Below are 26,184 nucleotides of genomic sequence, written 5' to 3' on the forward strand. Positions count from 1 at the left end.
GATAGCCTTCTGATGATTATTCACGGTGTTGATTAGGCCAACTGGATGACGAAGTGGAACCTTGATCTGTTCGTTTTTCAGACTGTTGACGAGCCCAATCCCAGGCACGCCGTTCTGTCAAAACTCTCATCACAAAATACCAGACAGTAAACACTAAAAGACAGCTCGTTGCCAATACAATCAAACCATATTGGATCAACCAACTTCTCATTTCTGTAACAGGACGCAGCGCCATACTCCGACGCTCCTGAACGACCGCTGTCCAACCAGTCATTCCAATTGGTGAGAACGCTGCTAACCAGACATTATCCTTGTCATCAATTGAAAGCACAGCTTCAACAGGGTCATGATAATCACTGATCATTGCTGACAATGGATCAGTTTGTTTTTTTTTCTGTGCCAGTTTAAATGATTGTAATTGATCAAAATGATTCTCTTTGAGAACTAAACGGTCTACTTGATGACGACTCATTTTTCGTAAATTATTTGCAGTCATTCTTGGATGAGCCAGCACTTTTCCATCTCGATTGTCTATCAACGCAATTTTTCGATCTCCACTGTTTTCTGAATCCCCTCGTATACTTTCATCATAGCTTGACAGTAATTGGTCGAGATGTGTAGTTCTAGCTAAGACTCCTAATACTTTATCGTTTTGCAAATTCCAAATCGGAACGGCTATAGCCACCATCCATTGATTAGTCGCCTCACTCTTGAAAACCTGACAAATATAAGGTTCAGTAATTGGTTTAATTGATTTCGGAGCATTTCCTTTTTCATACTCTTTACCATGCCCGTGAAAGTAATCTCGATAGGAAAAGTTCTGACCAATAGTAGGTCCTACAGGGTTACGCCAAATTTGCTTTCCCTTATCATTAGTAATAAACCAACTTGTATCCTTCTCTCGATTTAATGCCGATCGCTTCTCGTCAACCAGTGCTTTCTCTTGCTCCAAATAGTCAATTAACTTCGCATATGATTGTTTTTCTTCTGGTGTTTCTTTGTCTTCCAGTAATGATCTCAACAATGTTCTTTTAGATAGATCTACAAGTTGATCCTGACGGTCCTGTAAATCCCGCGCCACATTTTGTGCCAATAGATTGGCAGTAATGGAATCGCTTCTTAAGGCTCGTTCTGTCAGATTTTCTCGAAATCTATTTTCCATCTGACTTACCGCTGCACCTGCAACAGGTATGAGCCCTAGTATTAATAATAAAGGACCAATTACGCCTAACGCGATAAGAGGCCTTCTCGCGCGATGTTGTTCTCTTTGCAGTAAATTTGTCAGTACGGCTTGTGCGTTGGGAAACCGCTTTTTGGGATCGGTCTCAAGGCACCGATCAACAATCTCAACTAAACGTCGATCAACACCAGAAACCTTTCGATGCTCAGCAGGACGAGGAGAAGATCGTATTAAATCTCGATATGCCTCCAATTTGGCCTCGAGTGAATCCAACTTTCGAATTGATAGCTCATTCTCAGGTGTTCGATAGGGAGCTTTTCCACATAACATCTGATATAGCAAAGCTCCCAAAGCGTACACATCCCAGCGCGAATCGGGTATTGCCTCTAAGTCGGCTTGCTCGGGGGCCATGTAGAATAGAGTTCCGAGAGAGGGACTTTGCTCATCTGAAAGGCGTGATTGCCCGAAATCACATAACCTTGGTTCAAAATTAGCGTCGAGTAAAACATTAGCCGGTTTGAGATCACAATGCAAAATACCACGACCATGTGCATGTACCAGCGCAAGCAAAACGGTTTTCGCAATACGAACCGCTTCAGAGACAGGAAGAGGACCTGAATCTAAAAAGGATAATAGAGAACCATTTTCAAGGTATTCCATCATGTAATACGGCGGATCACTGTTCCAACCAACTCCCTGAAGGCTGATAATATGTCGGGATGTGTACAACTCAGCGAGTTTTTCTACTTCTCGATTCAAGAGCGACCAATCCAGACCGCGTCGATAAGTATAAAACTTAATTGCAACATACTTGCCAGTGTTTTCCTCCTGTGCAAGCCAGACCGATCCATAAGACCCTTCTCCCAAAGAGCGAATGATGATATAGCCTGGTATTTTGGCTGGTAAGGAACGCCCATCTTTGCTTAAATTAGCAGCGTGCGACCTTTCTTCTGAAGATTGTTTCAGCGTTTTATTATGAGAATCTACGTCACCTGACTCAATCTCCCGTCCACCAACCTCCACAGGTTGTTGATCCTCAGCGAGCGGCAAATCCTCTTTAGATTCTGATTGATTCATAGAAAAGTATCTTTATTGCAATGCTGCCAATCGAAGGAATTCTCGCCTCCACTGCAACTTGATAATCCACTTCTGTACTTGCTCTATTCTATGCAAAGGACAGGCAAGCCTCAACAATTAAAATCAGAACGTAACTTATTGATTTTCAAGGTATTTCTCCCCGTAAACCTGGCAAAATTCAGCCCCTGAGTTAGTTGTGAATTTATTGAAATATCGATACAATTTTGTGAAGGTTTTGCGACCTAAATTCTATCGAAAATTATGAGATTTTTGGTCTCTATTTTGCCGAAATCAGTTTGCTCTCAAGAGAGTATCATCACTTTAACAGTAAGGAAACCGGAACTTATTTAACAAAAACCGAATCGTTTCCTCATCATCGGAAGTGGCTCACTACATATCTTTTCTGAATGCCAACCGTATTGGCAGTTCAAATCACGAGTCAAATTCAAATACACAGATTATCAGTAGTTGTATTCCTTAAGGAGAACAAGGATTGGCTAGCGACAACGGCGAAGACTCAAATACTTCAGAGAACATTAAATACCTGGACATTCAAGATGAGATGCGTGACAGCTATCTCACCTATGCCATGAGTGTGATTATCAGTCGCGCACTGCCTGATGCACGCGATGGCCTGAAACCATCACAGCGTCGTATTCTTGTAGCGATGAACGATTTAAATTTGGGCTCAAATTCATCTCGGGTAAAATGCGCAAAGATTTCTGGTGATACCAGTGGTAACTATCACCCGCACGGTGATGGTTCTATCTACCCAACCCTTGTCCGTCTGGGACAAGAGTGGGTCATGCGAAACGTCTTGATTGATAAACAAGGGAACTTTGGCTCACTCGCAGGTTTGCCTCCTGCTGCGATGCGTTATACAGAAGCCCGACTTGCCCCGGTTGCTGCTGAAATGCTGGATGACATTAATCGTGATACCGTCGATTTTGTTCCCACGTACGACCAACGGAACAATGAACCCGTAGTCCTACCCGCTAAATTTCCCAACTTGCTGGTCAATGGATCCAGCGGAATCGCAGTCGGAATGGCGACAAGTATTCCTCCACAGAATATGGGAGAAGTCTGCGATGCCGTTACTCTATTGATTGATAATCCTGATGCGACGGTCGACGATATTCTGCAAGTTATGCCTGGTCCAGACTTCCCCACTGGTGGCATTATTTGTGGACGTTACGGAATTCGGAAAGGTTATGCCACTGGTCGATCTACAATTACGCTTCGTGCTCGAACACATTTCGAAACGGAAAAACAATCTGATGTGATCGTTGTAACTGAAATTCCCTATATGGAAACGCGTGACAGGATCAGGGAAAAACTCGAAACGTTAGTCCGAGACGACCGAGTCAAGGGGATCTCGCGGATTGTCGACTTGACAGACAGAAATGTCCCTCCCTGGAAAGTTCATCTTCAGATCATTCTTAAGCGGGATGCCGACAAAGAAGTTGTGCTGGCCCAACTCTTTAAGTTTTCCCCTCTTCAAAGCACGTTCAGCATTATTTTGTTGGCACTCGTAGGAAACCGTCCTGAAACGCTGTCCGTCAAAGAACTATTACAACAATTTATCATACACCGGATAGACGTTATTCGGCGTCGCACTGAGTTCTTGCTGGCAGAAGCCCGTAAGCGAAAACATACCGTCGAAGGGTTAATGATTGCCCAAATCGATATCGACGAAGTGATAAAGACCATTCGTAATTCTCCTAGCAGAGCCGAAGCCAAAATCAGCCTACAGGGGATGCAGGTTGATGGTAAACTGATTGAACGAGCTCTCGGTGAGGAAGGGTTTAAAGAATATCAAAATGAACAGGGAGTTCACGAATATTATTCGCTCTCCGCCAATCAGGCCGAAGCAATTGTGTCGATGCAACTAGGTTCTTTGGCAAATCTGGAACGAGAAAAACTAAGTGATGAGCATAAAGAGCTATTGAAAGCGATTTCAGGATATTTGTATCTTCTGTCTGATGAAGATCATATCCGAGCGGTAATTCATGATGACATGCTCCAACTCAAACAGAAGTACGCCGACAAACGTCGGACTGATATTTCTGAAGAAGAATTGACAGACGTCAATCGGGATGACCTGATTTCAGAGGAACCTATGGTTGTAACTCTTTCACAAAGAGGTTACATCAAACGAACTCAATTAAATACCTACCAGGCACAAAATCGAGGCGGAAAAGGAGTCAAAGGCGCCAAAACCGATGATGAGGATCCGATCCAGCATCTTTTTGTTGCCAGCACACATTCCTATCTTTTGTTTATCACAAATCGAGGCCGTGTCTATTGGCAAAAAGTATATGATCTACCACTGCAAGGTCGCACAGCCAAGGGAAGAGCATTGGTGAACTTGCTTACGCTCCAGGAAGATGAAACTGTCTCTAATTGTGTTGCGGTGCGTGAGTTTGATGAAGAACGTTTCCTTGTAATGGCAACTCGAAATGGAATTATCAAAAAATCACCACTTTCCGCCTACAGCCGTCCCCAACGTGGAGGCATCATTGCAATCAAACTCGATGAGGAAGATGAACTCGTTGAAGCCTTAATTGTTTCACCCGGAGAAGATTTGTTACTCGCCACTTCTGACGGGATGTCCATTCGCTTCGCTCAATCTGATGCGCGGAGTATGGGGCGTAACACTCGCGGTGTCAAAGGAATCAAACTCTCGAAATCAGGGCATGTGATTGGGATGGTGATTGCAGATCCTAATGCTTGTCTATTAACAGTTTGTGAAAACGGCTTCGGCAAGCGGACTCCGTTTGGCTTCATTTCCAGCAATTCCGATTCGGAAGAGGAATCGACAGAAACGATTGAAGACGAGATCGCTGAAACGGAAGGAGATCTCTCTGAATCTGATTTAGAAGATGGTTCTGATGATGAAACGGAAACTCGAAGTGGTATGCAATACCGCCGACAAAAACGAGGAGGTAAAGGAGTTCGAGACATTCGTACTTCAACGCGAAATGGACAAGCTGTTGATATTATTCCTGTTGCTGAGGACGATGAAGTACTCATGGTAACCAGTAGCGGAAAAATCCAGCGAGTTCGAGGGCGCGAAATCAGTCAGGTGGGTCGAAATACTCAAGGAGTTCGTGTCATTAAACTTGATGACAATGACAAGCTCGTTTCCTTAGCTCGAATTCCGGCAGAAATCGTTTACGCTACTGAAAATGGTGCACCAGCCAATTCAGACTCACCAACTGAAATTCCTCAGACTGATGAGAACCCCGAAAATGATTCTGAATCTAACAATTGACAGTTTCTTTAGTAGAAAGAAATCTGATTAATCAGGTATAAGGTAGTTTTAAATGAAACAAATATTAGTTACTGGCGGGTGTGGATTTATCGGATCGAATTTTATTCGCTACGAACTCTCCGAGTATCCTGGGGTTTCAATTACAAATCTCGACAAATTGACTTACGCTGGCAATCTAGAGAACCTGAAAGAGTTTGAGTCTGACTCACGCTACAATTTTGTAAGGGGAGATATTGCAGATCATGATTTTGTGAATTCTCTTTTGAGTTCAACGCATTTTGATGCGGTTGTTAACTTTGCAGCAGAATCACATGTAGACCGTAGTATTCTTGATTCAGGCCCCTTTATTCAAACCAATATCGTAGGAACGCAAGTTCTGCTTGATGCATTTCGCAAGCACAATATCAATCGATTCATTCAAGTTTCTACCGATGAAGTTTATGGTAGCTTGGGAGCAGAGGGATTCTTTACTGAGGAGACTCCTATCGCCCCTAATAGTCCTTATTCTGCTTCCAAAGCTGCAGCAGATTTATTGGTTCGCAGTTATGTCAAAACGTTTCAATTACCTGCGATCATCACTCGTTGTTCAAATAATTACGGCCCTTATCAATTTCCAGAAAAGTTGATTCCACTCTTCATTTCCAACGCGATGGAAGATAAACCAGTACCAGTCTATGGTGAAGGCACGAATGTTCGTGACTGGATTCATGTGCTTGACCATTGCCGTGGTATTGATGCCACATTAAGAAAAGGAGCTATAGGCGAAGTTTACAATTTCGGTGGTAATTCAGAGATGCAAAATATCAAAATCACGAAATTGCTACTCGGTTTACTGGGAAAGCCAGAAACTTTAATCAAATACGTCACAGACCGTCCAGGCCACGATCTACGTTATGCGATTGATTGCCGTAAAGCGAAATTAGAATTAGGCTGGGAACCAGAGATAGAATTTCAATCTGGATTAGAAGGCACGATTAAATGGTATCAAGATAATCAGGAGTGGGTTAATCGAATTCGTTCTGGGGACTATCTGAAATTTTATGATCAACAATATGGAAATCGTTTAAAGTCCTAGTCTTTTTTTGCCATGAAATAATTAATTTTACAGTTCTCTATCGAGTCGACTAACTTTGTACGAACTTAAATGTGTCACTCCGGGCTGCTAAGAGAGTTAAACACATATCGATACTGAATCTATCTCTAAACCTCGAGAGTATTATGAAAATTGCAGTTATTGGCACTGGATATGTTGGTCTAGTGACAGGAACATGTTTTTCTGAAAGTGGAAATCATGTTACTTGCGTTGACATCAACGAAAAAAAAATTCAACAGCTCGAGTCTGGCATAATCCCGATCTATGAACCAGGGTTGGAAGAAATGGTCAAGCGTAATATCAAAGCGCGGCGATTATTTTTTACTAGCAATTATGAAGAATCAATTCCTGACGCAAAATGCATATTCATCGCTGTTGGAACTCCTCAAGGTTCAGATGGCTCTGCGAATCTGGAGAGTCTCTGGAAGGTGGCTAATGTATTAGCTCCTCATTTGTCTGAAGAAGCGATCGTCGTGATTAAAAGCACGGTCCCTGTCGGTACTAATCGTAAATTAGCAGAACTACTTGAATCTTTGACGGGAAGAGTCGTTGATGTAGCTTCCAACCCTGAATTTCTAAAAGAGGGAACTGCCATTGATGATTTTTCCAAGCCTGACCGAGTGGTCGTCGGCGTTTCTCGTCCGGAAGTCTCAGCAACATTACATGAGCTCTATCAACCATTTTTGCGCACAGAGAACCCATTCCTCTCAATGGAACTGGAAAGTGCGGAAATGACCAAATACGTCGCAAACTGTATGCTGGCGACAAAAATCAGTTTTATTAATGAAATGGCAAATCTGTGTGAGCGTGTTGGTGCAGATATCAATCAGGTTCGACGAGGAATAGGACATGACCAGCGAATTGGCTTTTCTTTTCTTTTTCCAGGCGTAGGGTATGGAGGGTCTTGTTTCCCGAAAGATGTCTCAGCTCTGATTTCTGTTGCACAACACCAAAATATGGAGCCAACTATTCTGAATGCCGTAGATCGAGTCAATGTCGCACAGAAAAAAGTGTTATTTAAAAAAATCAGCGATTATTTTAAAGGAGATTTGGAAGGAAAGACCGTTGCACTCTGGGGACTCGCTTTCAAACCCAAAACAGATGACATCAGAGAAGCTCCCTCTTTGGTCTTGATTGACGAATTATTGCAAGCAGGTGTTAAGCTGAAAGTACATGACCCAGTTGCTATGGAGAATGTTAAAGCTCATTATGGAGACAAACTTTCTTATTTTGATCATCATTATGATACTCTGGAAGGGGCCGATGCGTTAGCCATCGTCACTGAATGGAATGAGTTCCGACATGCCGATTTTGATTACGTCCTTCACAGATTATCAACTCCCGTTATTTTTGATGGCCGAAATCTTTACGATCCGCAAAAAATGAAACAAAAAGGAATTGATTACTTCGGAATTGGGCTCAGTTCTGTAAAGTAAGCGCATTCATTCATCCCAGCCAACAGGTTTCTGGCAGATAGGAACTAAACACTTTATAATCCGTCTGGTTTTACCGATCACAGAATCAGGCTCTTAGACCAAATCAATATAAAATATTCCGAAAGTACTTAGTAATGGACCATGAACTTAAAGATAAATGTAATGGAATTATTGATCGCATTGTAAAACTACGAGACTCTCTTTGACTATGAAGCAAAAAAGAAACGCGCATCCGAGATTAACGAACTCATGGGGGCAGCCGGTTTTTGGGATAATCAGGAGAAAGCCCAGGCGTTAGTAAACGAAATGCAACAACTTCAACTGATTGTCAAACCATTGACAGAACTGGTTACTGGCGCTGATGATCTTGAAGTCCTACTGGAATTTATTGAGGAAGAAGGCAGCGCAGAGAGTATCCCTGAACTCTCTGCGACTGGAGACAGACTTTCAGATTTACTAGATCAACTTGAACTTCAAGCAATGATGTCAGCACCGGAAGATGGTTCTGCCACTTATCTCAGTATCCAGGCAGGAGAAGGGGGAACCGATTCTTCAGACTGGGCAGAGATGTTATTACGGATGTATTTACGATGGTGTGAACGACGGGGTTTCAAAGTAGAGCTACTTGATCGATCTGATGCGGAAGAAGCAGGCATCCGCAGCGCAACAATCCGTATCGAAGGTGATTATGCATATGGCTATCTGAAAGGTGAGACAGGAAACCATCGTTTAATTCGGATCAGTCCTTTTGATTCAGCAGGAAGGCGTCATACTTCATTTGCGGCCGTTGATGTCTCTCCTGATATGGGTGAAATCGCAGAAATTGAAATCAACTGGGATCAAGATGTTCGTGAAGATACTTATCGTGCCAGTGGAGCAGGGGGGCAACATATTAATAAAACAGATTCCGCCATCCGCTTAACTCATCTCGCAACTGGCGTTGTTGTACAATGCCAGAACAATCGGAGCCAACATAAAAATCGAGCTGAAGCACGTAAAATGTTAAAGGCGAAATTATTCAAAATTGAAGAAGAAAAGCGGGATGCTGAACTAGCTGCCAAACGGGGAGGAAAATCTAAAATCGGATTTGGAGGCCAAACCGTTCGCAATTATGTTTTACACCCAGAACAATATGTAAAGGATGCTCGTACCGGATATAAAGCCGGTAACCCCGGCCCCATTCTAGATGGTGATCTGGACGGATTTCTGGAATCATTCCTTCGGTGGGGAATGTCAGGGGACTAAAATCAAAATCAGAAATATCCCCATTTTCATTGTCAAATACTGGGAGCACATCATGCCACGGCATACGATCAAATTCGTAGTTTTCATTGCCTTAGTTCCATTTATGTTGGCAGGTTGCCTAAAATTAGAATCACCTTCTCCTGCTGCAAAATCAAATGCAGAACCACAGGCTGGTGAAGTTCCTATATCTCAGAAATCAGAAAAAACGACTGAACCTGCCAGTGATGTGGTCCCTGAAACAGGACTCACAGCTGAAGCAATTGAAGCGGGCTGGATTGCACTATTCGATGGACATAGTTTGTTCGGATGGAAAGCTAATAACGATGTTAACTGGCAAGTTGAAGAAGGGATCATCAAGGCAGATATGGGCAAACCCGGATTATTGCTGACAACCACGCCTTTCGCCGACTATGAATTGAAGTTCGAATTTCGACTGACCCCCAAAACGAATAGCGGTGTCTTTCTCAGAACAATCTTTGATCCTAAAGATCCCGGCAAAGATTGTTATGAACTCAATCTCTGTGATCAATTAACAGAATATCCTACAGGCAGTATAGTTGGACGTAGCAAGATCAAAGAGCCAGTTCCTCCCAGTATAGAATGGCAATCATTTATCGTACGTTTGGAAGGCTCAAAGATTCAGGCTTCACTCAATGGAAAAGAAATTCTTAATTTTAAAGATACTTCAGAGCAGCAGCGTAAGATCGGTTTCATCGGTCTACAAAAAAATGAAGGCCCCATTGAGTTTCGAAAAATCTATTTAAAGCCACTTCGAATGTCAACAATCTTTAATGGTGTCGATCTCGCAGGCTGGCGTGTTGTTCCGGGATCGAAAAGTAAGTTTGAAGTCGTCGATAGCACGATTCACGTTACTGCCGAGAAACAGGGCTATTTAGAAACCGAGGAAACCTGGGATAACTTTCTCTTTCAGGCAACCGCCAAGTCAAATGGAACATCGTTAAACAGTGGCTACTTTTTTCGAGCAATCAAAGGCTCTGAAAGTGGCATGGCGAATGGATACGAGGTTCAGATTCATAATGGAATTAAAGATAAAGATCGAACCAAACCAGAAAATGCGGGGACGGGAGCAATTTTTAGAAGAACAGAGGCCCGGCGCGTTGTCTCAAATGACCATGAATGGTTTACGACAACTCTTGCCGCTTATGGATCTCATTTCGCGGTATGGGTAGATGGATATCAGGTAACGGATTGGGAAGATACGAGAAAACCAGACGAAAATCCCCGAAAGGGACTTCGCTTAAAAGCGGGACATATCAGTCTGCAAGGACATGATCCTACCACAGACTTAAACTTTAAAAATCTTAAAGTCAGTTCACTGCCTGCGGAGTCGCCTTAATCTTCAATACGCGCGTGATTGCCTGAAACAGTGCCTGCTCGGGTCCTACTTTACATACAACCACTTCAATCCCGAGTTGTTTGGCAGCCTTAACGATTTCGGGATGGGCTAGACCCATTACGCCTATCATTACAGGCAAAGAATCCTGCGAAGATAGTTTCCCCACGACTAATTCCCATGGATCTAAATCAACAATCAATAGATCCACATCTTGATTCTGATCTTGCTTTGCAATCTGGCCTTTCCAGGAAAGAATCAGCTCTTCCAACATCGCTTTATAGTGACAGTCCCCCGAATTCAATTGGATCAAGGGAGAAACTTCATCGATATCTAATCTGAACTGTTCAAAAAAAGTCTCCGATTGAAAAACTTCATCACGTCCTGCTGTTAGAGGTAATGCGATTGCCTTTCCATGGACAATATCCCACTCTTGCCGAATCCGTACGTGAGCGCTGCGAGCGGGAACACGAACACTGAGAGGCCATTCTGTTCTCGTTCTTCCATCTGATTCACACCAGACTCCATAACAACAAATAAAACGACTGATTGGAAAACGGCTGATGAGCCCTCCCAATTCATCCGAATCGAATTCATCTGGCCAGTTTTGACAGATAATGATTAATGCAGGAGCTTCTAATTCTTCTGAGATGGTGTTTATCTTCTTACTATGAAAAAGCCCTGCTTCAGAACAAATTTCATTAAGAGAATCTAAAACAGCCCTCATTTCGAGAGTCTGATAGTCACCAACGATCAGCACACTCTCCTGTTCAGAATAATTCATGAGTCAAAACTTCTTGTTTAATTCACTAGAGAGAGGATAATTACAGCTTACCTTATACCCCAGATTACCAGTTTTAGAAAAGATCTCTCTGTTATTTTCACGTTGCTAGCCACAGATAGATCGCTCTTGCGAAATTTACTATTTTTTGTCATAAATAGGCCCGATTTCACCTTATTAGCGTGTAATCAAATCGACGACAGAAAATAATGAATTGCCTGTCACTGCCTCTTTAGAATTTTTATGTGAAAAAGGACTCATTCACATTGTTGGAACCTCCTTCCAAAGAATTAATTCAGCGATTAACAAAGTTAAAGCTCTGCACACCCGCTGATTTGAAGCGTTGTCGACGTAGAGTTAAAAAACTAGCAAGGGGTATTCCTGCTTTTGATTCCGTCTGGATTGATGCACTTGTCCAGGCACAGAAAATCACTCCTTTCCAGGCACGCACTTTAGAGTCAGGGAATCCGGAACAACTGGCAATTGGGCCTTATCTGCTCATCTCTGAATTAGGTCATAGCCACAAATCCAATACTTATATTGCTAATGTTCCAGAGAGTACAGAGCGCTGCGTCTTAAAAATCACCAGACCACAGTCAGATAATCTTGATCTCCTCCAACAAAATGCTCAGAAATTATTACAAAGCTTGAAAGGCTTAGATCATCCTTCTCTGGTATATCCTCGCATCATAAAACAGCTCCAAGACAAAATTGTCATTGTGAGCCGATATGTCCTATCCGCAACTGTATCTGAACTACTCATTCGAAGAGGGCGGTTTCCTGTACCTGTCGTGCTCGCGATTGGAGCCCAGCTACTTGATGCTTTAGTATCATTAGAAAAACGAAAAATTGTTCACAGTGATATTCGCCCTTGGAATGTGCGATTGAGTTCAAATGGAATTGCCACTTTAGTGGATACAGGTATTGAATCAATTCTTTCTCCTGAACTCACCATCCATGCCTCATTACCCCCTCGTTGTTACGATGGTATCGCCCCTGAATTAATTGGTACAGGCAATTTCCCGAATTGTCAAAGTGATATTTACGCACTTGGATGTTTGCTCTGGGAACTATTGGCCAGCCGCCCTCCATTTACTACCGGAGATCCATTAGCAAAACTTGCCTGCCATCAAACGAAAACAATACCAGATATTCGCACTTGGGCTCCTGAGACACCAGATACACTTGCAGAAGCTTTACTGAAATTGACTGCTTCCAATCCAGAACAACGCCCTTCGAATATGCAAGAAGCCCAAAATATCTGGCCTACTCAATCGAAGATGTCGCATAAAATACTAACGAACTTTTACTCTTCATTTGATTCTCAGGTAATTCAATCATCAGAGCGTTCTAAACCAAAGAAAACAGCTCAGTTATCAATCGTCGCTGCTTTAATTTTCGTGCTCTCAGGACTGTCATTAACACTTTTGAATGAAGGGGCGCGTAATCAATTCCTAAAAATCACCTCACAAGTTTCGCTCAATAAACAAAGTGTGATTAAGCCTCAAAAAGCAACGTCTACGAAGGATGAAAATCAACGAGCAACATCTGCAACTTCCCAACCCCGATTGATCCCTCCTCCTAACGAACAGGGAATCATTTTACTCGATTCTTCCACTCCCTATGAACCGACAAAAATTACAACTGTTGGATCTCTCGTAATCAGGGGTCCCGCAAAGAAACCTGCTATCATAAATATCAATGAAGATGGACTGACTATTGTTGCAGAACAATTGACGCTGGAAAATGTAATCCTCATTAATCTATCAGAAAATTCCTCATCAAAAACACAAGCAACAAAAAATACCCTGCATCCTTCACTTTTAAACGTCACAACTCAAAGCTTGATTTTGAAATCTTGCTTTTTTGCTCAATTGGATGATGAACAGGTAGAAGGTCGCAAGATTGAACGTGACGCCCTTTATTGGAAGCTCATTGATCCTCAAAAACAAAATAGAAGTCAGTTGGAAATTTATAATTCTATGTTTGCTGTTTCGGGGCATGCCATTCATTTGACACAGACACCACAAAGCCTTTCTCTGATAAACTGTCTGAATATCACTTCGAGATCAACCTTTTTCTTGGAACACCCACCAGAAATTGATCATCAGATCAATTTAAACTTACGACAGCTTACCCTGAGAGAGGCCGGGCCGCTCATGCTCTTTAATTGGAATGATGCCCAGATCATTCCGGGAGCAATCCAGATCGAAGCTAAAGATTGCGTCTTTGATTTGGCCCAGTCTGCGTTATTTCAAGTCGCCGGATTTAAGCCACCTGAAAATTGGCTTTCTTCAATCGGCTTTATTGGGGAAGGCTCCATTGCTTCCTCAGAAATCCGCATTGCGGCCTGGCAACAAGCAAAAGATCTGGCTTTAGAGGAGTTTGACGCTTCGACAATGCGAATTGAAGGGCTCTCTACAGGAAAATTTGAATATGCTGCCCCTCTCAGCCTTAACCCTGAAGACTCGATGATTACTGAAGCACAGGTCCCACGGAAATCCGCATTGCCTCCAGGGATTCAAGCAGAACAGTTTCCTGATTTCATTTCTCGCATACAAACTCTTAAAAACTAAGAGTCTGTATGAAATATCTCTAAGCCAACTCCTTGAAGGGAGCAGGGGGGATTGGTAATATTTGTTCCAACCCTGAGTAAACGACACGATCGGAGTGCGTCAATTTTATTTGTCTACGACCCGATTTGAAAACGCACACACTCAAACCTGATATGACTATGAATATTGATCATGAGTACCGAACAGACATTTCAAACGGCTGGACCCGTAAGCATATTTTAGGATTGCAGGACCTTTCTAAAGACGAACTCAATATCATCCTTAATCAAGCATCGGAATTTAAACGTTTAGCCGCGATTGGTGAAACCAAACTCACTCCCTTGTCAGGTACCGTTGTCGCTAACTTATTCTTCGAGCCTTCAACAAGGACTCGGGTCAGTTTTGGGCTCGCAGCAAAACGACTAAGTGCAGATACTGTCGACTTTTCCTCCTCAGGAAGCAGTCTTTCTAAAGGGGAAAGCTTCGTCGACACTGCCAAAACGATCGAAGCAATGGGAGTCTCTTATGTTGTCGTCAGACATAAAACCCCCGGCGCCCCGCAACTGCTGGCTCAACACCTCGACGCAAATATTCTAAATGCGGGAGATGGTACTCACGAACATCCGACTCAAGCATTACTTGATATTTTCACGATTCGGGAGCACTTCGGCAAAATTGAAGGACTTACAGTGACTCTGGTCGGCGATATTCTTCACAGCAGAGTCGCACGTTCCAATATTTGGGGGCTTAAGAAACTAGGCGCGCATGTCATTGTCTGTGGGCCAACCACTCTCATTCCCAGTGAAATTTCTAACCTGGGTGTTGAAGTTTCAAATAATCTTGATGATGTCATCAGCAGAACTGACTGCCTGAATTTACTGAGGATCCAGTTTGAGCGACAGCGAGGACATTTTTTCCCATCCATACGTGAGTACGCACATCTATTCGGCATGAATAAACAAAGAATCAACAAAGCCAAAGAGGATGTTCTCATCCTGGCACCTGGCCCCATCAACCGAGGTGTTGAAATCACTCCTGATGTAGCTGATGGCCCTCATTCAGTTATTCTGGGACAAGTCAGTAATGGTTTAATCATCCGCATGGCCTGTCTTTATCTTCTTCATCTACAGCGTACTGCTTCCTTGGGGATACCGGGATGAAATCAATCCTCATCAAAAATGGCCACATTGTCGATCCATCGCAAAACCTTGATCAACAGGCAAATTTGCTGATTGAAGATAGCAAAATCAAAGGTCTTTGTGATGAAACAACGACTGCCGATGAAGTCATCGATGCTTCTGGTCTTATTGTCAGTCCGGGTTTCATTGATATCCATGTTTCATTATGTGAACCTGGTTTTGAAGAAGACGAAACAATCGAAAGTGGTACTGCAGCCGCTTTGGCTGGCGGCGTCACTTCGCTGGGTTGTATGCCCAATACCTCTCCTGTTGTGGATGATCGTTCTTCTGCCGAATTCATTCTCCTTCAAGCTGCCCGCGCTGCCAATTGCCATGTCTTCCCTCTGGGTGCTGTCACCAAAAATCACGAGGGGAAAGAACTCGCCGAAATCGGACAACTTGTAGCCGGCAAAGCAGTTGGATTCACAGATGCAGATCAACCGATTGAAAATGCAGAGATCATGCGATGTGCTTTACAATATACACGCATGTTTGATCGCCCGATACTGAATCGTGCTCAGGTCCCTGAACTGGCCGAGAAAGGACAAATGCACGAAGGGTTCCATTCAACTGTACTGGGATTAAAAGGAATTCCAGCGGCTGCAGAAGAAATTATGGTGAATCGCGATATTGCACTCGCTGAATTGACTCGTGGGCGCATTCATCTGATGTGTATTTCTACACAAAATAGTGTGTCACAAATTCGACGAGCCAAACAAAAAGATATTCATGTCACCGCAGATGTGACTCCTCATCATTTAACGTTAACAGATCAGATGTTGGAGACATATGACCCCCATTATAAGGTTCTGCCTCCACTACGTTCGCAGGAACACATCGATGCTCTGATTGAAGGATTAAAAGATGGTACCATCGATGCTATCTGTTCGGACCACACACCGCATGCTTCAGAGAAAAAGACTGATGAAATTATAGGAGCAGATTTTGGAATCATCGGCCTGGAAACCTTGCTTCCTGTTTGTTTGCAGAGTCTCATTACCCCAGGACATTTAACATGGTCTGAATTGATTAGGAAATTGACTTGCGGTCCAGCTAAAATCTTGGGACTCTCAAAGGGTACGCTGGCAGAGGGCGCTGATGCAGATATCACACTGATTAACCCTGATATCAAATATCAGTTAGACCCTGTCAGCCTCAAATCCTCCAGTCAGAATACCCCATTTCTGGGGAAAGAACTGCAAGGCAGGGCAGAAATAGTCCTAGTTTCCGGTGAAGTCCGCTACAGAGCTGAAAAATAATAATCTTCGTTACACAAAATGATCGAAGTTGACGTTCCTCACTGTATCACCGACAATATAAGCAGATTAAATCTAAAGTATTCTGGCTATTTGCTTTACTCTAAATAAGTCTGCATTAAATTATTTATTAAAAGATTCCTCTTTTGTGTCGTATGAGAGATACAATAGTGAGAGATTCTTTACGCAAACTTATCTATTTATTTGAAGTGATTGAGCCTGAACCAGAAAATCAGATAATAAAAGATCCCATGCCTCTTTTATGACGGGACAAAAGAATTAATTATGCCAACCAGATCATTGAATTCTGAAATTCATCTCAAAAATAGCAGCGCCCCAGTCATTTTGTTATTGATCACAATCTTCTTATTAAATGGTTGTGGATCTGAGACATATGAGCAAAGACTGAAGGAAACAGTTAAGTATTTTGAATATGTTGACGTACGGAATCAGGCGTTATCTGGAATCTGGTCTGCACCAACGATCAAAATGAGAATACCAATTGAGTTCACGCAACTTGAAGCACCTAAAAAAGCTCCTGTGACAACTTCTGAAGAGGCTCCTCCTGAAGAAACCTCACCAGAAACAGTAGAAACAATCGACACCAGACAACCTGATTATATTGATCTCGAATTACCTGGGCTGGAAGGTGCGTGGCGTGGCGAAGTTCCTGTTGATTTGGATAATGAAATTGTTGACCGTCCCGCCTATCTTTATGTTCTCAGTAACAATTACCTGATAAAAGAAAAGAACATGGATGAAGCATCCGACTTTCATAATAAAGTTCTAGGTGCAATCGCAGGTACATTTAACCAATTCTTAAATCCTGATAACCAATTCTTAAATCTTGAAGAATTTACCTCTGAACGATTTCCGCAAGGAAAGGGTTATACCAAAGCCAAATCTTTTTTAGTGGGTAAATTCGAACCAGAAACACAAATTGAGGGCGTTGATTACCAATTTCGAATTTATCTGGACGAATCAGAAAAAAACCAAGTTGTGATCCTGCTTGTGATACCTAAAAATATATCGCGTGGATCAAAATTGAATGAGCATATGGACTACAGCCTGGAAACCGTCGATATCACATCACCTCAAAACTCAAGGGGTGGACAGAATTCATCATCAGGACGGTCTAGTTTTTAACCTGAGTCACGAATTTCGCTCACTGTAACCTGAATACTGTAAACTGAATTAAGTATATTTTTGATCTGAAGATTGAACTAACTGGATAGATGTCATTAATACACCCTGGTTTATTATTTGGAATCGCTCTCGCAATCATCCCGATCATTTTGCATTTCCTGCTTCGCTCTAAACCTAAGAAAATCATTTTTCCTGCTTTAGCCTTACTCCAACGCCGTAAAATCCAAAACTCGCGTAGACTGAAATTACGGCATTTGTGGTTATTGTTACTAAGAATACTGATCATTATCGCAATTGTGATTGCACTGTCTAGACCTTCACTTCCACCTGCCAACTATAGTTTTTCAACATACGAATTGGTGATGCTGATAACCATCATCGTTATCGCGCTACTGTCATATACTGGCCTAATCCGATATTTTCAACAACACTCTGTCTCTCAACAAACTTTGAATACTCAGCGTACTTATCTGCGAGGTGGAGTCGGATTAGCGACCTTTTTGTTGTTGTTATTATTTGTTTTTTGGCCGTATCAGCGCCGAATTTTTGCAGAAATATCAGAGCCGTTACCTGCTGTTTCAGAGAACATTCCTGTCACAGCCATATTTCTGTTTGATACCAGTCTCAGTATGGATTACCGACAGGAAAATCAATCTCGCCTGGATCAAGCAAAAGAAATTGCTGGCCAACACCTAAGCAATTTGCCAGCGCAAAGTAGAGTTTCAGTGCTAAGCAGCAGCAGCGAAGATATCTCACCCTACCAATCAGACTTATCAGCAGTTCAATCCAGAATCAAAGCCCTCAAAACATCTGCCTATTCATTATTCCTGGACAATCGTTTGCGCACAGCAATCAACCGTCAGGAAGATGATTTAAAACGTAGCCAAAATGAGCAGACAGGGTCACAAACAGAATCGTCTGGATCAAGTCAATATGTACGAGAAATTTATCTATATACAGATCTAGCACGATCTGCATGGAGAAGTCAGCCTTCACAATTAATGAAACAGCAACTGGAAAAACTGAAGTGGCTGGGCATTTATATCATTGATGTCGGTGTTACCAACCCACAAAACATTGGCATTTCACAAATCCGACTCTCCCGCGAGTCAGTTACGCTCGGAAATTCTGTGACTTTAAAAACGGAAATCGTTTCTTCCGGAATCACTGCAGAAAATACGATCCTCGAATTATTCACTCAAAATGAAAAAGGACAATTGATCAAACGCGATCAACGACCACTCTCAACAATCGCTTCTTCGGAGAATAGGGACAATGGTAACAACGCTGGCTTAAATCAGGGAGCGCAATTGGAAATGAGCCTTTCAAATATTGATCAGTCAGTCACTCAGGGGGAAGTACGCATCACCTCGTCAGACCCATATTTGCCAGATGACGTTCGCTATTTCACGATCGTAGCAGAGCCACCACCTCATATTTTGATTGTCAGTCCAGATCAAAACTCCGCAAGTTTATGGAGTAATGTATTGGCACCTGAAAAACTGGTTGCTTTGAATAAAAATCGATACCTCTGCAAAGTTGCTTCTCTTAATGAAATCGAATCGATTCCGCTTGAAGAGTTTGCAGCTGTCTATTTAATCAATGTATCGAGTTTATCGGTAACAAGCTGGCAACAGTTGACAAAATATGCTCAAAAAGGAGGGGGCGTTTGCTTTATCTTAGGAAGTGACGGAAATTCACCAGAGTCTATGATTGTCTCCTTCAATTCGGAAGCAGCTCAGAAATTACTTCCCATCGAATTACTCGGATCTTTGAAATTCATCCCACCTGAATTTTTAGACCTGGAGAACAATAAACACTCACTATTTTCTTATTTTCAAGATCTGGGCGGGACAGGTGAACTTGCTTCCATGGAAATCTCTCGCTTCTGGCGTGTCAGTCCTACCAAGCGAGGGCAGGTGATTGCACACTATACCGATTCCCGAAATTCCCCTGCAATTGTTGAACAGTCTCTGGGGAGGGGGAAAGTGATCGCATTAACAACCGGTATTGACGCAAAAGGCTGGAGTCAGTTTTTGTTTGCACGCTGGGCTTATCTGGCATTCGCCGATCAATTGACCCGATACCTGATACATACAAGATCCAATCGCACAAACTATCTTGCAGGTGAAGTGGCCAGTTATCAATGGCCTGCATCCGCGAATCCCCCGGTTTCATTTCTATTAAGAACTCCCGATTTAAAGCAACTTCCGATTACAGTCGAGCAAGGAAAATCGTCCGTGTTAATCCCTGACACGACGGCTATGGGTCATTATCAACTCATTAACAACTCCAATAATCAAACTCGTTTAGCAACAGGGTTCAGCGTTAATGTGTCCGCCAGGGAAAGCAATTTTCAACCGATATCCGTTGAAGAACTTAACCAATTTTTGGGTGAAGGACGCTATAGTCTCTCACGTGATATGGAAGGGCTTAAACGAACCATTCGTAGCGAACGACTGGGTGTGGAAATTTTTCCTATGTTAGCGGCGTTACTTTTAATCGTTTTCTGTCTGGAACATTTCACAGCAAACTACTTTTACGCAATTGACCAACCAGCGGAAGCTTCTTCCTGAAATAAAAAAGCATGCTTTTTATCACTTTTTCATTGATTTCAAGAACGTTATGAAACCAATATTTGAACCAATCTGGTCCTGGCCGACGATGATTCTGATCATCATCGCATTGATCTTACTGGTTCTCCAAACATATCCCAAACGAGTCAAACACTTATCTCCCGTACTTCGTCGATCGCTGATTGCAATGCGGTTACTCACTGTATCGATGCTTGTATTTATGTTGTTACGCCCCGCAATCGAGTTGACAGATAAATCAAAAAAACAGTCCTGGCTTTATATCCTGGCAGATGCCAGCCGTAGCATGCAGACTGCCGATGGCCCAGGTAGCACAACACGACGAAACGAATTAGTAAAAACTCTGAATTCTGTAAATAAACTATTTGAAAACATGGAACCCAATATTGGCATTAAGAGATTTAACTTTTCCAAAGAGCTTATGCCAGTTGAAGTATTTACTGAAGAGTCTAACGGAGAACAAACCGCCATTGGTTATTCACTGGAAACTATTGCAGCTCAATTACAACAGGAACATCTTGTCGGACTCCTGTTGCTTTCAGATGGAGCAGAGCGGGCACTCCCTCCATACGACATTGATGTAAGATCACGGGCCAGCTTTTTTGGTGATTCAGGGATTCCGATTTATACAATTGGCTTTGGATCATCAAGTCTGCAAGATACAACATTGGATTTGGTTCTGGAAAGTTTGGTGATCGATCCAGTCGTGTTCGAAAAAAAAACCACACCGATCAGCGTGAAAGTTCGTAGCTTGGGCGCTGCCAATCGTGATCTGACAGTGCGCCTTTTAGTGGAAGACCGTACTGGCAAGAAAAATGGTGAAGCTGGTAAAATGATACCTGCTCCTGCCTACAGCAATTCCCGTGTAGCAACACAAATTCATCCCACCCAGAATAATGAACTCAGTACAGTTGAACTTTTCTGGACGCCTGAAATTCCTGGGGAATATAAAATTGCCGTTGAAGTCGTTCCTTTGGAAGGAGAAATCAAACAAACCAATAACCGCCTGGAGACCATTGTTACCGTTCAAAAAGGTGGCATACAAGTTGTTTATTTTGACTCTCTACGTCCAGAACAAAAATTCATTCGCTCCTTAAACGACCCCAAAATACAACTGGATTATATTCCTCTCGGAAGCGGCTTTTCTGATAATCAAAAAAAATTGCGTTCAGAACTAGTAGATTTGTCAAAGTACGATGTCTTTATCATCGGAGATGTTCCAGCCGATCTGCTAGGGGCAGCTGTCCTCAAACAGATTGCTGACCGACTCGATAAAGGAGCGGGGCTGCTGACAACCGGTGGTTACCATAGTTTCGGGCCAGGTGGTTACGCGAATACACCGTTAGATAATTTTATTCCTGTAGAAATGCGTCCCAGTGAAAAGCAGACGGGAAATACGATTGCAAAAGATCTACATTATTTTCAGGACCTAAAAATGGTACCGACAGCTCTCGGGCTCAGACGATATGTGATGCAATTGGATAGTTCCACAACCAATAACCAGCAAAAATGGAATTCACTGGCTCCATTGAAAGGAGCCAATCGACTAAGGAAAAAGCATGATCTGGTTGAAGTCCTGGCACAATCGGCGGGAAACGAAGCGGTTCCACTCCTCTTTGCTTATGAAGTAGGACAGACGCGCATCATGGCCTTTGCCGGTGATACTACGTTTCAATGGTTTCTCTCAGGTAATCGGACTGAACATGAACGATTCTGGCGTCAGATAATTCTTTGGTTAGCACATAAAGAAAATGATTCTGGTCAGACCGTTTGGGCACGTGTCTCTCCCAGAAACTTCTCACCGGGAGCGAACGTCCCCATCCAGTTTGGAGCGAGAGATGCCGAAGGGAATCCTATTTCTGATGTTAACTTCACAGTTCAAGTGAAGAATCCCTCAGGCAAATTTAGCAAAGTAGAATCAACGAGCACGGGAGACTCCACAGTCACTTCGTTTTCTCTCACTGAAGAGCCAGGCGACTATTGGGTCACTGTGCATGCGGAAAAAAATGGCGTCTCACTTGGATTTGATGCAACAACACGATTCATCGTTGATCCACGTGATCTCGAAATGGATAATCCGGCAGCCGATTATTCATTACTGGAAACAATCTCTTCGCTTTCTGGAGGGAGTTCGCTTCCCCCCGAAGAACTGTCAAGTTTCTTAACCCGTATGAATAAAGAGAAATCTTGGAATAGCGATCTGGTAAGATACAGGCGGATATCACTTTGGGACAACTGGTTCTTCCTGGCTTTATTTGTCGCACTCCTGACTGCAGAGTGGTTTTTAAGAAAAAATAAAGGTTTGGTTTAAGGTATTTCTGGTGATTTGTCTATAAAACACTCTGAAAAATCAGGAAAAATGAATCTGGATAAAAAATCAGGAACATTAACTCCATTGCCCGCGTCGATCATCCTATAATAGATATGGAAGATCACAAAGAAGATTCTACGAATCAGCAGGCTTTTTATGTCAACGGCATCCAAATCATCTCAATCGACAGAGCATCGTACTGAGCACTATGCAAAGTTCGATGAATATGTGGATTATCAGATTTCAAAAACCAGTTCTAATATTAAAGCTAATGACCTGCTCACAACTGCCGTCGGAATTTCCACAATTCTGCTCGGCTATTTGCTGGTATTTGTTGTATTCGACCATTGGTTTGTTAAAGGGGGATTTGGATATATACCCCGCTTACTAATGCTCGCAGGTGTCGTGCTAGCCTGTCTGGGCTGGGCCGTTTGGAAACTTGTCCTTCCGTATTTCAAAAAAGTCACGCAGCTTTATTCTGCACATTCTTTGGAACAGACTTCTGATAAAATGGAAGGCTCACTGCTGAATCTGATCGATTTAAAGAAGTCAGAACGCCCCGTTAATCCAGCAATTATTAATTCACTAGAAAAAAAAGCGGCATTGACACTTTCCAAAACTGATACTGACCAAGCTATCGACCGTCGTCCCTTAATGAGACTCTCTTATGCTCTGTTAGGCGTTGTAACATTGTTATGCTTCTACGCCTTGTTTTCTCCCAAAGAAATCTGGCCCTCACTTTCAGCGGCAATGTCGTTTTCGACTCAACGAGAATTTGCCACTCAAACTCAAATCAATTCTGTAACGCCAGGTAATACAGAGGTCCTCTCTGGTAGCCAGTTAGAAGTAATTGTTGATCTACGTGGCGAAGTTCCTGAAAAGGTGACGCTCTTCTACACATCAAACGATCAAGGCAGTGTCGATGAGCCGGTTACATTGCGCTCGATGGATGATACCTTAAAACGTTATCAAGGAGTAATTGTTGGTGTAAACGGGCGAGGTATCAGACAGGAATTGACCTATCACATCGAAGCTGGTGATGCCGTTTCTGAAGATTTTCAGGTAAAAGTCATTCAGCCTCCTTCTGCTACCGTTCATTCTGTTCGCTATGAATATCCTAAATACATGGAGCTTTCCTCAGTTGAACAACCGGGAGGCGCCATTGATGCCTGGGAAGGCACAAAAGTTACTGTTGATGCTACAACGAATATGCCAATCAGTTCCTTTGAAGTTCTTTTCTCAGATGAAGAAAACTCGAAGTCTCTACTGGAAGAATTCAAAATAGAAAAAACAATCAAGGACAATACAATTACGGCGTCCTGGAAACTAAAATTACGTGCTGACGGTAGCTTTCCTAACTTTTACCAGATTAAATGTCGCAACGAGGCAGGCCAAACCACGCTTTCGCCCACCGTGTATCCACTCGTAATACGTCCAGATTTACCCCCTGAAATCTCGTTGCTGTCTCCAAAACGAGATTTAAAGATGCCAGCAAATGGTACCATTCCAATCTCAGTCATCGCCGAGGATCCCGATTTTAAAATCAGGTATCTCAATCTACGAGTAGATAAGGAACAAATCCGTGTGCTCGATAAAACATTATTTGAAGGAGCCCAAAAGAGCGTCGACCTGACTCATGACTTTGAATTAAAGCCTTTGCGACTTACTCCTGGAGAAACTGTTTTTTTATGGGTTGAAGCCCGCGATAATAAACAACCTTCAGGCAATCGTAAAAATACACCGAAAATAAAAGTTGAAATTCTGGAACCTGTTTCGAAGGAAGAAGCGCAAAAACAACTGCAGGAACAAAAACAAGAGACAGCACAGGAAAATAAAAAACAAAGTTCGAACCAAAAAAATCAAACGGAGAAGGGAAAAGGTGGAGACCCTCAATCTGGCAAAGGTTCTTCCTCTAAGATGAAGTCAGGGCAATCTGAAGGAAACAAATCGGAAAAGAGCACTGAAGAAGGAAACAAATCCAAACAAGGAACTGACCAGGACAACCAAGATAAAAAAGAAAAGCAACAGTCAGATTCTGAAAATCCACAAAGATCAAATGAGCCTTCAACAAAACAAAACAATCAAAAATCGGAAGATAAAAAAGGATTAGACAGTACTGGTAAAGACGATCAGGAGGCGATCAAAAAGATTCTGGAACAATTGAAGAAAGAAGGAAAACAGCCTGATTCAGATTCAAAACCAGAACAACCTGATACAGAAAAATCAGATTCAAAGAATTCATCTTCTGACCCAAATACACAGGATCAAAATTCGTCAAAACAAACTCAAACACCAAATCAATCGCCTTCAAAGTCTTCTGATCACTCTAAAGGAACGCCCGACGCCAAAGGTTCCGAAAATAAGAACTCTAGTGCACAACCTTCATCAAAAGGTAACGAGCCTGATAATGACCCCAAAACTAAACCGAATCAAAAGCAATCTGACCAGCCTCTGAAAGGGAAAAAAGAACCGGCTCCCCCCTCTGACAATGCAATGAAAAGTAAATCAGATGGTAACACGAAAGGGAAAGCCACTCCGAACCATGACCCCGATGCCAAACCGGAAAAAAGCAGCAACGATATTCAACGTGACCCTAAAGAGAAGCCCGCTCTTCGTCCTGGTAAAAAAGATAATCCTGATTCCCCAAAAAACAAACGAGATTCGCAGACTCCCAAAGAAAATACATCACCAGGAAAAGCGTCTCCCTCTTCTGAAAATAAACCTCAGAAGGGAATGAGGAAGCCTGAGAATTCAAATCAAAATCCATCTCCTTCCAAGGAGCAAGAACAATCGAACGGGACTGATAATAAGAAAAAACAAGATCAAGTCGATGGTGCTAATACCCCACCCAAAGGTAAGAACAAACCCACGGAACAAAAATCAAAACGCCCGCAGGACGGAGAAAATGGAAATAGCTCTCAAAATGATCAGGGACAAAAAGGGAGCAAACAATCAGGTAAAGGTGACTCTACAGGACAAAAGGGGAATCAAGAACAAGGAACTCAAAAAAATTCATCTGGTTCTAAACAGCCAATGAATAATCAAAAAAGTTCTCAAGGAAAGGGCTCATCCCAGAAAAACAATCAATCAGGTTCTGGTAAGAAAGGCGCAGACTCGAAAGGCAAGGGAGGGGCATCACAGGGAAAAGGCCAATCGAAGCCAGGATCAAAACCAGGGCAAGGTTCCAGTGCAGGCTCTAAAACAGATAACCCTAAAGGCAGCAGTGCCACCAGCGGAGGACGAGCATCCGGCGATGGCAATGAAAAAACGGGGGCAGGTAACGATTCCAGCCTCCCTGAGGCTGAAGATGCCAATTTGGAGTATGGTAAAGAAGCAGCAAACTTAGTCTTAAAACGTATTAAAGATGAACTAAAGCGGAAAGAAGTCAACCAGGAATTACTAGACGAATTAGGTTGGTCGAAAGAAGAAATGAAGCGTTTTTCTGAACGCTTACAAAAACAACTTCAAAGTCCGGACGCAAAGCAACAGACTCCAGAATCTCTCGCTCGAAAACGCCAATTTGAAGAGATGTTAAAATCATTGAAACCAACATCGCGTGCCGCACAGCGAAATCGCACAAGTACTCGAAAGCAAACCAACGATAGTCTTGGCCCCCGCAGACTACCAGTGCCTGAGGAATACCGCGAAGCGTACGAGGCATTTACACGAGGGCTGTCTGAAAAACAATCGTCTGGTAAGTAACG

General features: G+C 42.7%; 14 protein-coding genes. 12 read left to right on the forward strand and 2 right to left on the reverse strand.

Features of this window, described 5'->3' with window-relative positions; all coding sequences use genetic code 11:
• Positions 1-16: 16 nt before the first annotated feature.
• The gene (locus tag V202x_RS12150) at positions 17-2,257 is read right to left on the reverse strand and encodes a serine/threonine protein kinase (protein WP_145174893.1); all 2,241 of its coding nucleotides are present in this window, start codon (positions 2,255-2,257) and stop codon (positions 17-19) included.
• Positions 2,258-2,750: 493 nt separating this feature from the next.
• Between V202x_RS12150 and gyrA the strand changes: the two genes are divergently transcribed.
• From gyrA to V202x_RS12175, 5 genes are all read left to right on the forward strand, one after another.
• The gene (gyrA, locus tag V202x_RS12155) at positions 2,751-5,531 is read left to right on the forward strand and encodes a DNA gyrase subunit A (RefSeq protein WP_145174897.1); all 2,781 of its coding nucleotides are present in this window, start codon (positions 2,751-2,753) and stop codon (positions 5,529-5,531) included.
• Between the two features lie 52 nt (positions 5,532-5,583).
• Positions 5,584-6,606: a dTDP-glucose 4,6-dehydratase gene (gene rfbB / locus V202x_RS12160; RefSeq protein ID WP_145174900.1), complete on the forward strand. Its 1,023-nt coding sequence runs from the start codon at positions 5,584-5,586 to the stop codon at positions 6,604-6,606.
• Between the two features lie 143 nt (positions 6,607-6,749).
• Positions 6,750-8,060: a UDP-glucose dehydrogenase family protein gene (locus tag V202x_RS12165; RefSeq protein WP_145174903.1), complete on the forward strand. Its 1,311-nt coding sequence runs from the start codon at positions 6,750-6,752 to the stop codon at positions 8,058-8,060.
• 134 nt (positions 8,061-8,194) lie between these two features.
• A protein-coding gene (prfB, locus tag V202x_RS12170; RefSeq protein WP_197993356.1) for a peptide chain release factor 2 occupies positions 8,195-9,305 on the forward strand; the annotation gives its coding sequence in 2 pieces (ribosomal slippage) (positions 8,195-8,263 and positions 8,265-9,305; 1,110 coding nt in all).
• 52 nt (positions 9,306-9,357) lie between these two features.
• Entirely contained in the window at positions 9,358-10,662 is a 1,305-nt protein-coding gene (locus V202x_RS12175) for a DUF1080 domain-containing protein (protein WP_145174909.1), read from the forward strand.
• Here V202x_RS12175 and V202x_RS12180 read toward each other — a convergent pair.
• On the reverse strand, positions 10,634-11,443 hold the full coding sequence (locus V202x_RS12180) for a hypothetical protein (protein WP_145174911.1): 810 nt from the start codon (positions 11,441-11,443) through the stop codon (positions 10,634-10,636). The two genes, V202x_RS12175 and V202x_RS12180, sit on opposite strands and share 29 nt — an antisense overlap.
• 242 nt (positions 11,444-11,685) lie before the next feature.
• Between V202x_RS12180 and V202x_RS12185 the strand changes: the two genes are divergently transcribed.
• The 7 genes from V202x_RS12185 (at position 11,686) to V202x_RS12215 (ending at position 26,182) form a co-directional block, all read left to right on the forward strand.
• Entirely contained in the window at positions 11,686-14,016 is a 2,331-nt protein-coding gene (locus V202x_RS12185) for a serine/threonine protein kinase (protein ID WP_145174914.1), read from the forward strand.
• Between the two features lie 158 nt (positions 14,017-14,174).
• Entirely contained in the window at positions 14,175-15,155 is a 981-nt protein-coding gene (locus V202x_RS12190) for an aspartate carbamoyltransferase catalytic subunit (RefSeq protein ID WP_145174917.1), read from the forward strand.
• Positions 15,152-16,432, forward strand: a complete 1,281-nt coding sequence (locus V202x_RS12195; RefSeq protein ID WP_145174920.1) for a dihydroorotase — start codon at positions 15,152-15,154, stop codon at positions 16,430-16,432. The genes V202x_RS12190 and V202x_RS12195 overlap by 4 nt, the downstream gene beginning before the upstream one ends.
• Positions 16,433-16,714: 282 nt before the next feature.
• Positions 16,715-17,575, forward strand: a complete 861-nt coding sequence (locus V202x_RS12200; RefSeq protein WP_145174923.1) for a hypothetical protein — start codon at positions 16,715-16,717, stop codon at positions 17,573-17,575.
• Positions 17,576-17,664: 89 nt separating this feature from the next.
• On the forward strand, positions 17,665-20,151 hold the full coding sequence (locus V202x_RS12205) for a BatA domain-containing protein (protein WP_145174926.1): 2,487 nt from the start codon (positions 17,665-17,667) through the stop codon (positions 20,149-20,151).
• A gap of 49 nt (positions 20,152-20,200) precedes the next feature.
• Positions 20,201-22,480, forward strand: coding sequence for a glutamine amidotransferase (locus V202x_RS12210; protein ID WP_145174929.1), 2,280 nt, complete (start codon positions 20,201-20,203; stop codon positions 22,478-22,480).
• A 156-nt stretch (positions 22,481-22,636) separates the two neighbouring features.
• Positions 22,637-26,182: a hypothetical protein gene (locus V202x_RS12215; RefSeq protein ID WP_145174932.1), complete on the forward strand. Its 3,546-nt coding sequence runs from the start codon at positions 22,637-22,639 to the stop codon at positions 26,180-26,182.
• The last annotated feature ends 2 nt before the right edge of the window (positions 26,183-26,184 follow it).

The sequence above is a fragment of the Gimesia aquarii genome (assembly GCF_007748175.1).
Lineage (GTDB): Bacteria > Planctomycetota > Planctomycetia > Planctomycetales > Planctomycetaceae > Gimesia > Gimesia aquarii_A.

What these genes read in the sequence shown, in the direction of transcription:
- V202x_RS12150 (WP_145174893.1), bottom strand. Translation starts at nt 2,257, where the DNA reads ATGAATCAATCAGAATCTAAAGAGGATTTGCCGCTCGCTGAGGATCAA.
- rfbB (WP_145174900.1), top strand. Translation starts at nt 5,584, where the DNA reads ATGAAACAAATATTAGTTACTGGCGGGTGTGGATTTATCGGATCGAAT.
- V202x_RS12165 (WP_145174903.1), top strand. Translation starts at nt 6,750, where the DNA reads ATGAAAATTGCAGTTATTGGCACTGGATATGTTGGTCTAGTGACAGGA.
- V202x_RS12175 (WP_145174909.1), top strand. Translation starts at nt 9,358, where the DNA reads ATGCCACGGCATACGATCAAATTCGTAGTTTTCATTGCCTTAGTTCCA.
- V202x_RS12180 (WP_145174911.1), bottom strand. Translation starts at nt 11,443, where the DNA reads ATGAATTATTCTGAACAGGAGAGTGTGCTGATCGTTGGTGACTATCAG.
- V202x_RS12190 (WP_145174917.1), top strand. Translation starts at nt 14,175, where the DNA reads ATGAATATTGATCATGAGTACCGAACAGACATTTCAAACGGCTGGACC.
- V202x_RS12195 (WP_145174920.1), top strand. Translation starts at nt 15,152, where the DNA reads ATGAAATCAATCCTCATCAAAAATGGCCACATTGTCGATCCATCGCAA.
- V202x_RS12200 (WP_145174923.1), top strand. Translation starts at nt 16,715, where the DNA reads ATGCCAACCAGATCATTGAATTCTGAAATTCATCTCAAAAATAGCAGC.
- V202x_RS12205 (WP_145174926.1), top strand. Translation starts at nt 17,665, where the DNA reads ATGTCATTAATACACCCTGGTTTATTATTTGGAATCGCTCTCGCAATC.
- V202x_RS12210 (WP_145174929.1), top strand. Translation starts at nt 20,201, where the DNA reads ATGAAACCAATATTTGAACCAATCTGGTCCTGGCCGACGATGATTCTG.
- V202x_RS12215 (WP_145174932.1), top strand. Translation starts at nt 22,637, where the DNA reads ATGTCAACGGCATCCAAATCATCTCAATCGACAGAGCATCGTACTGAG.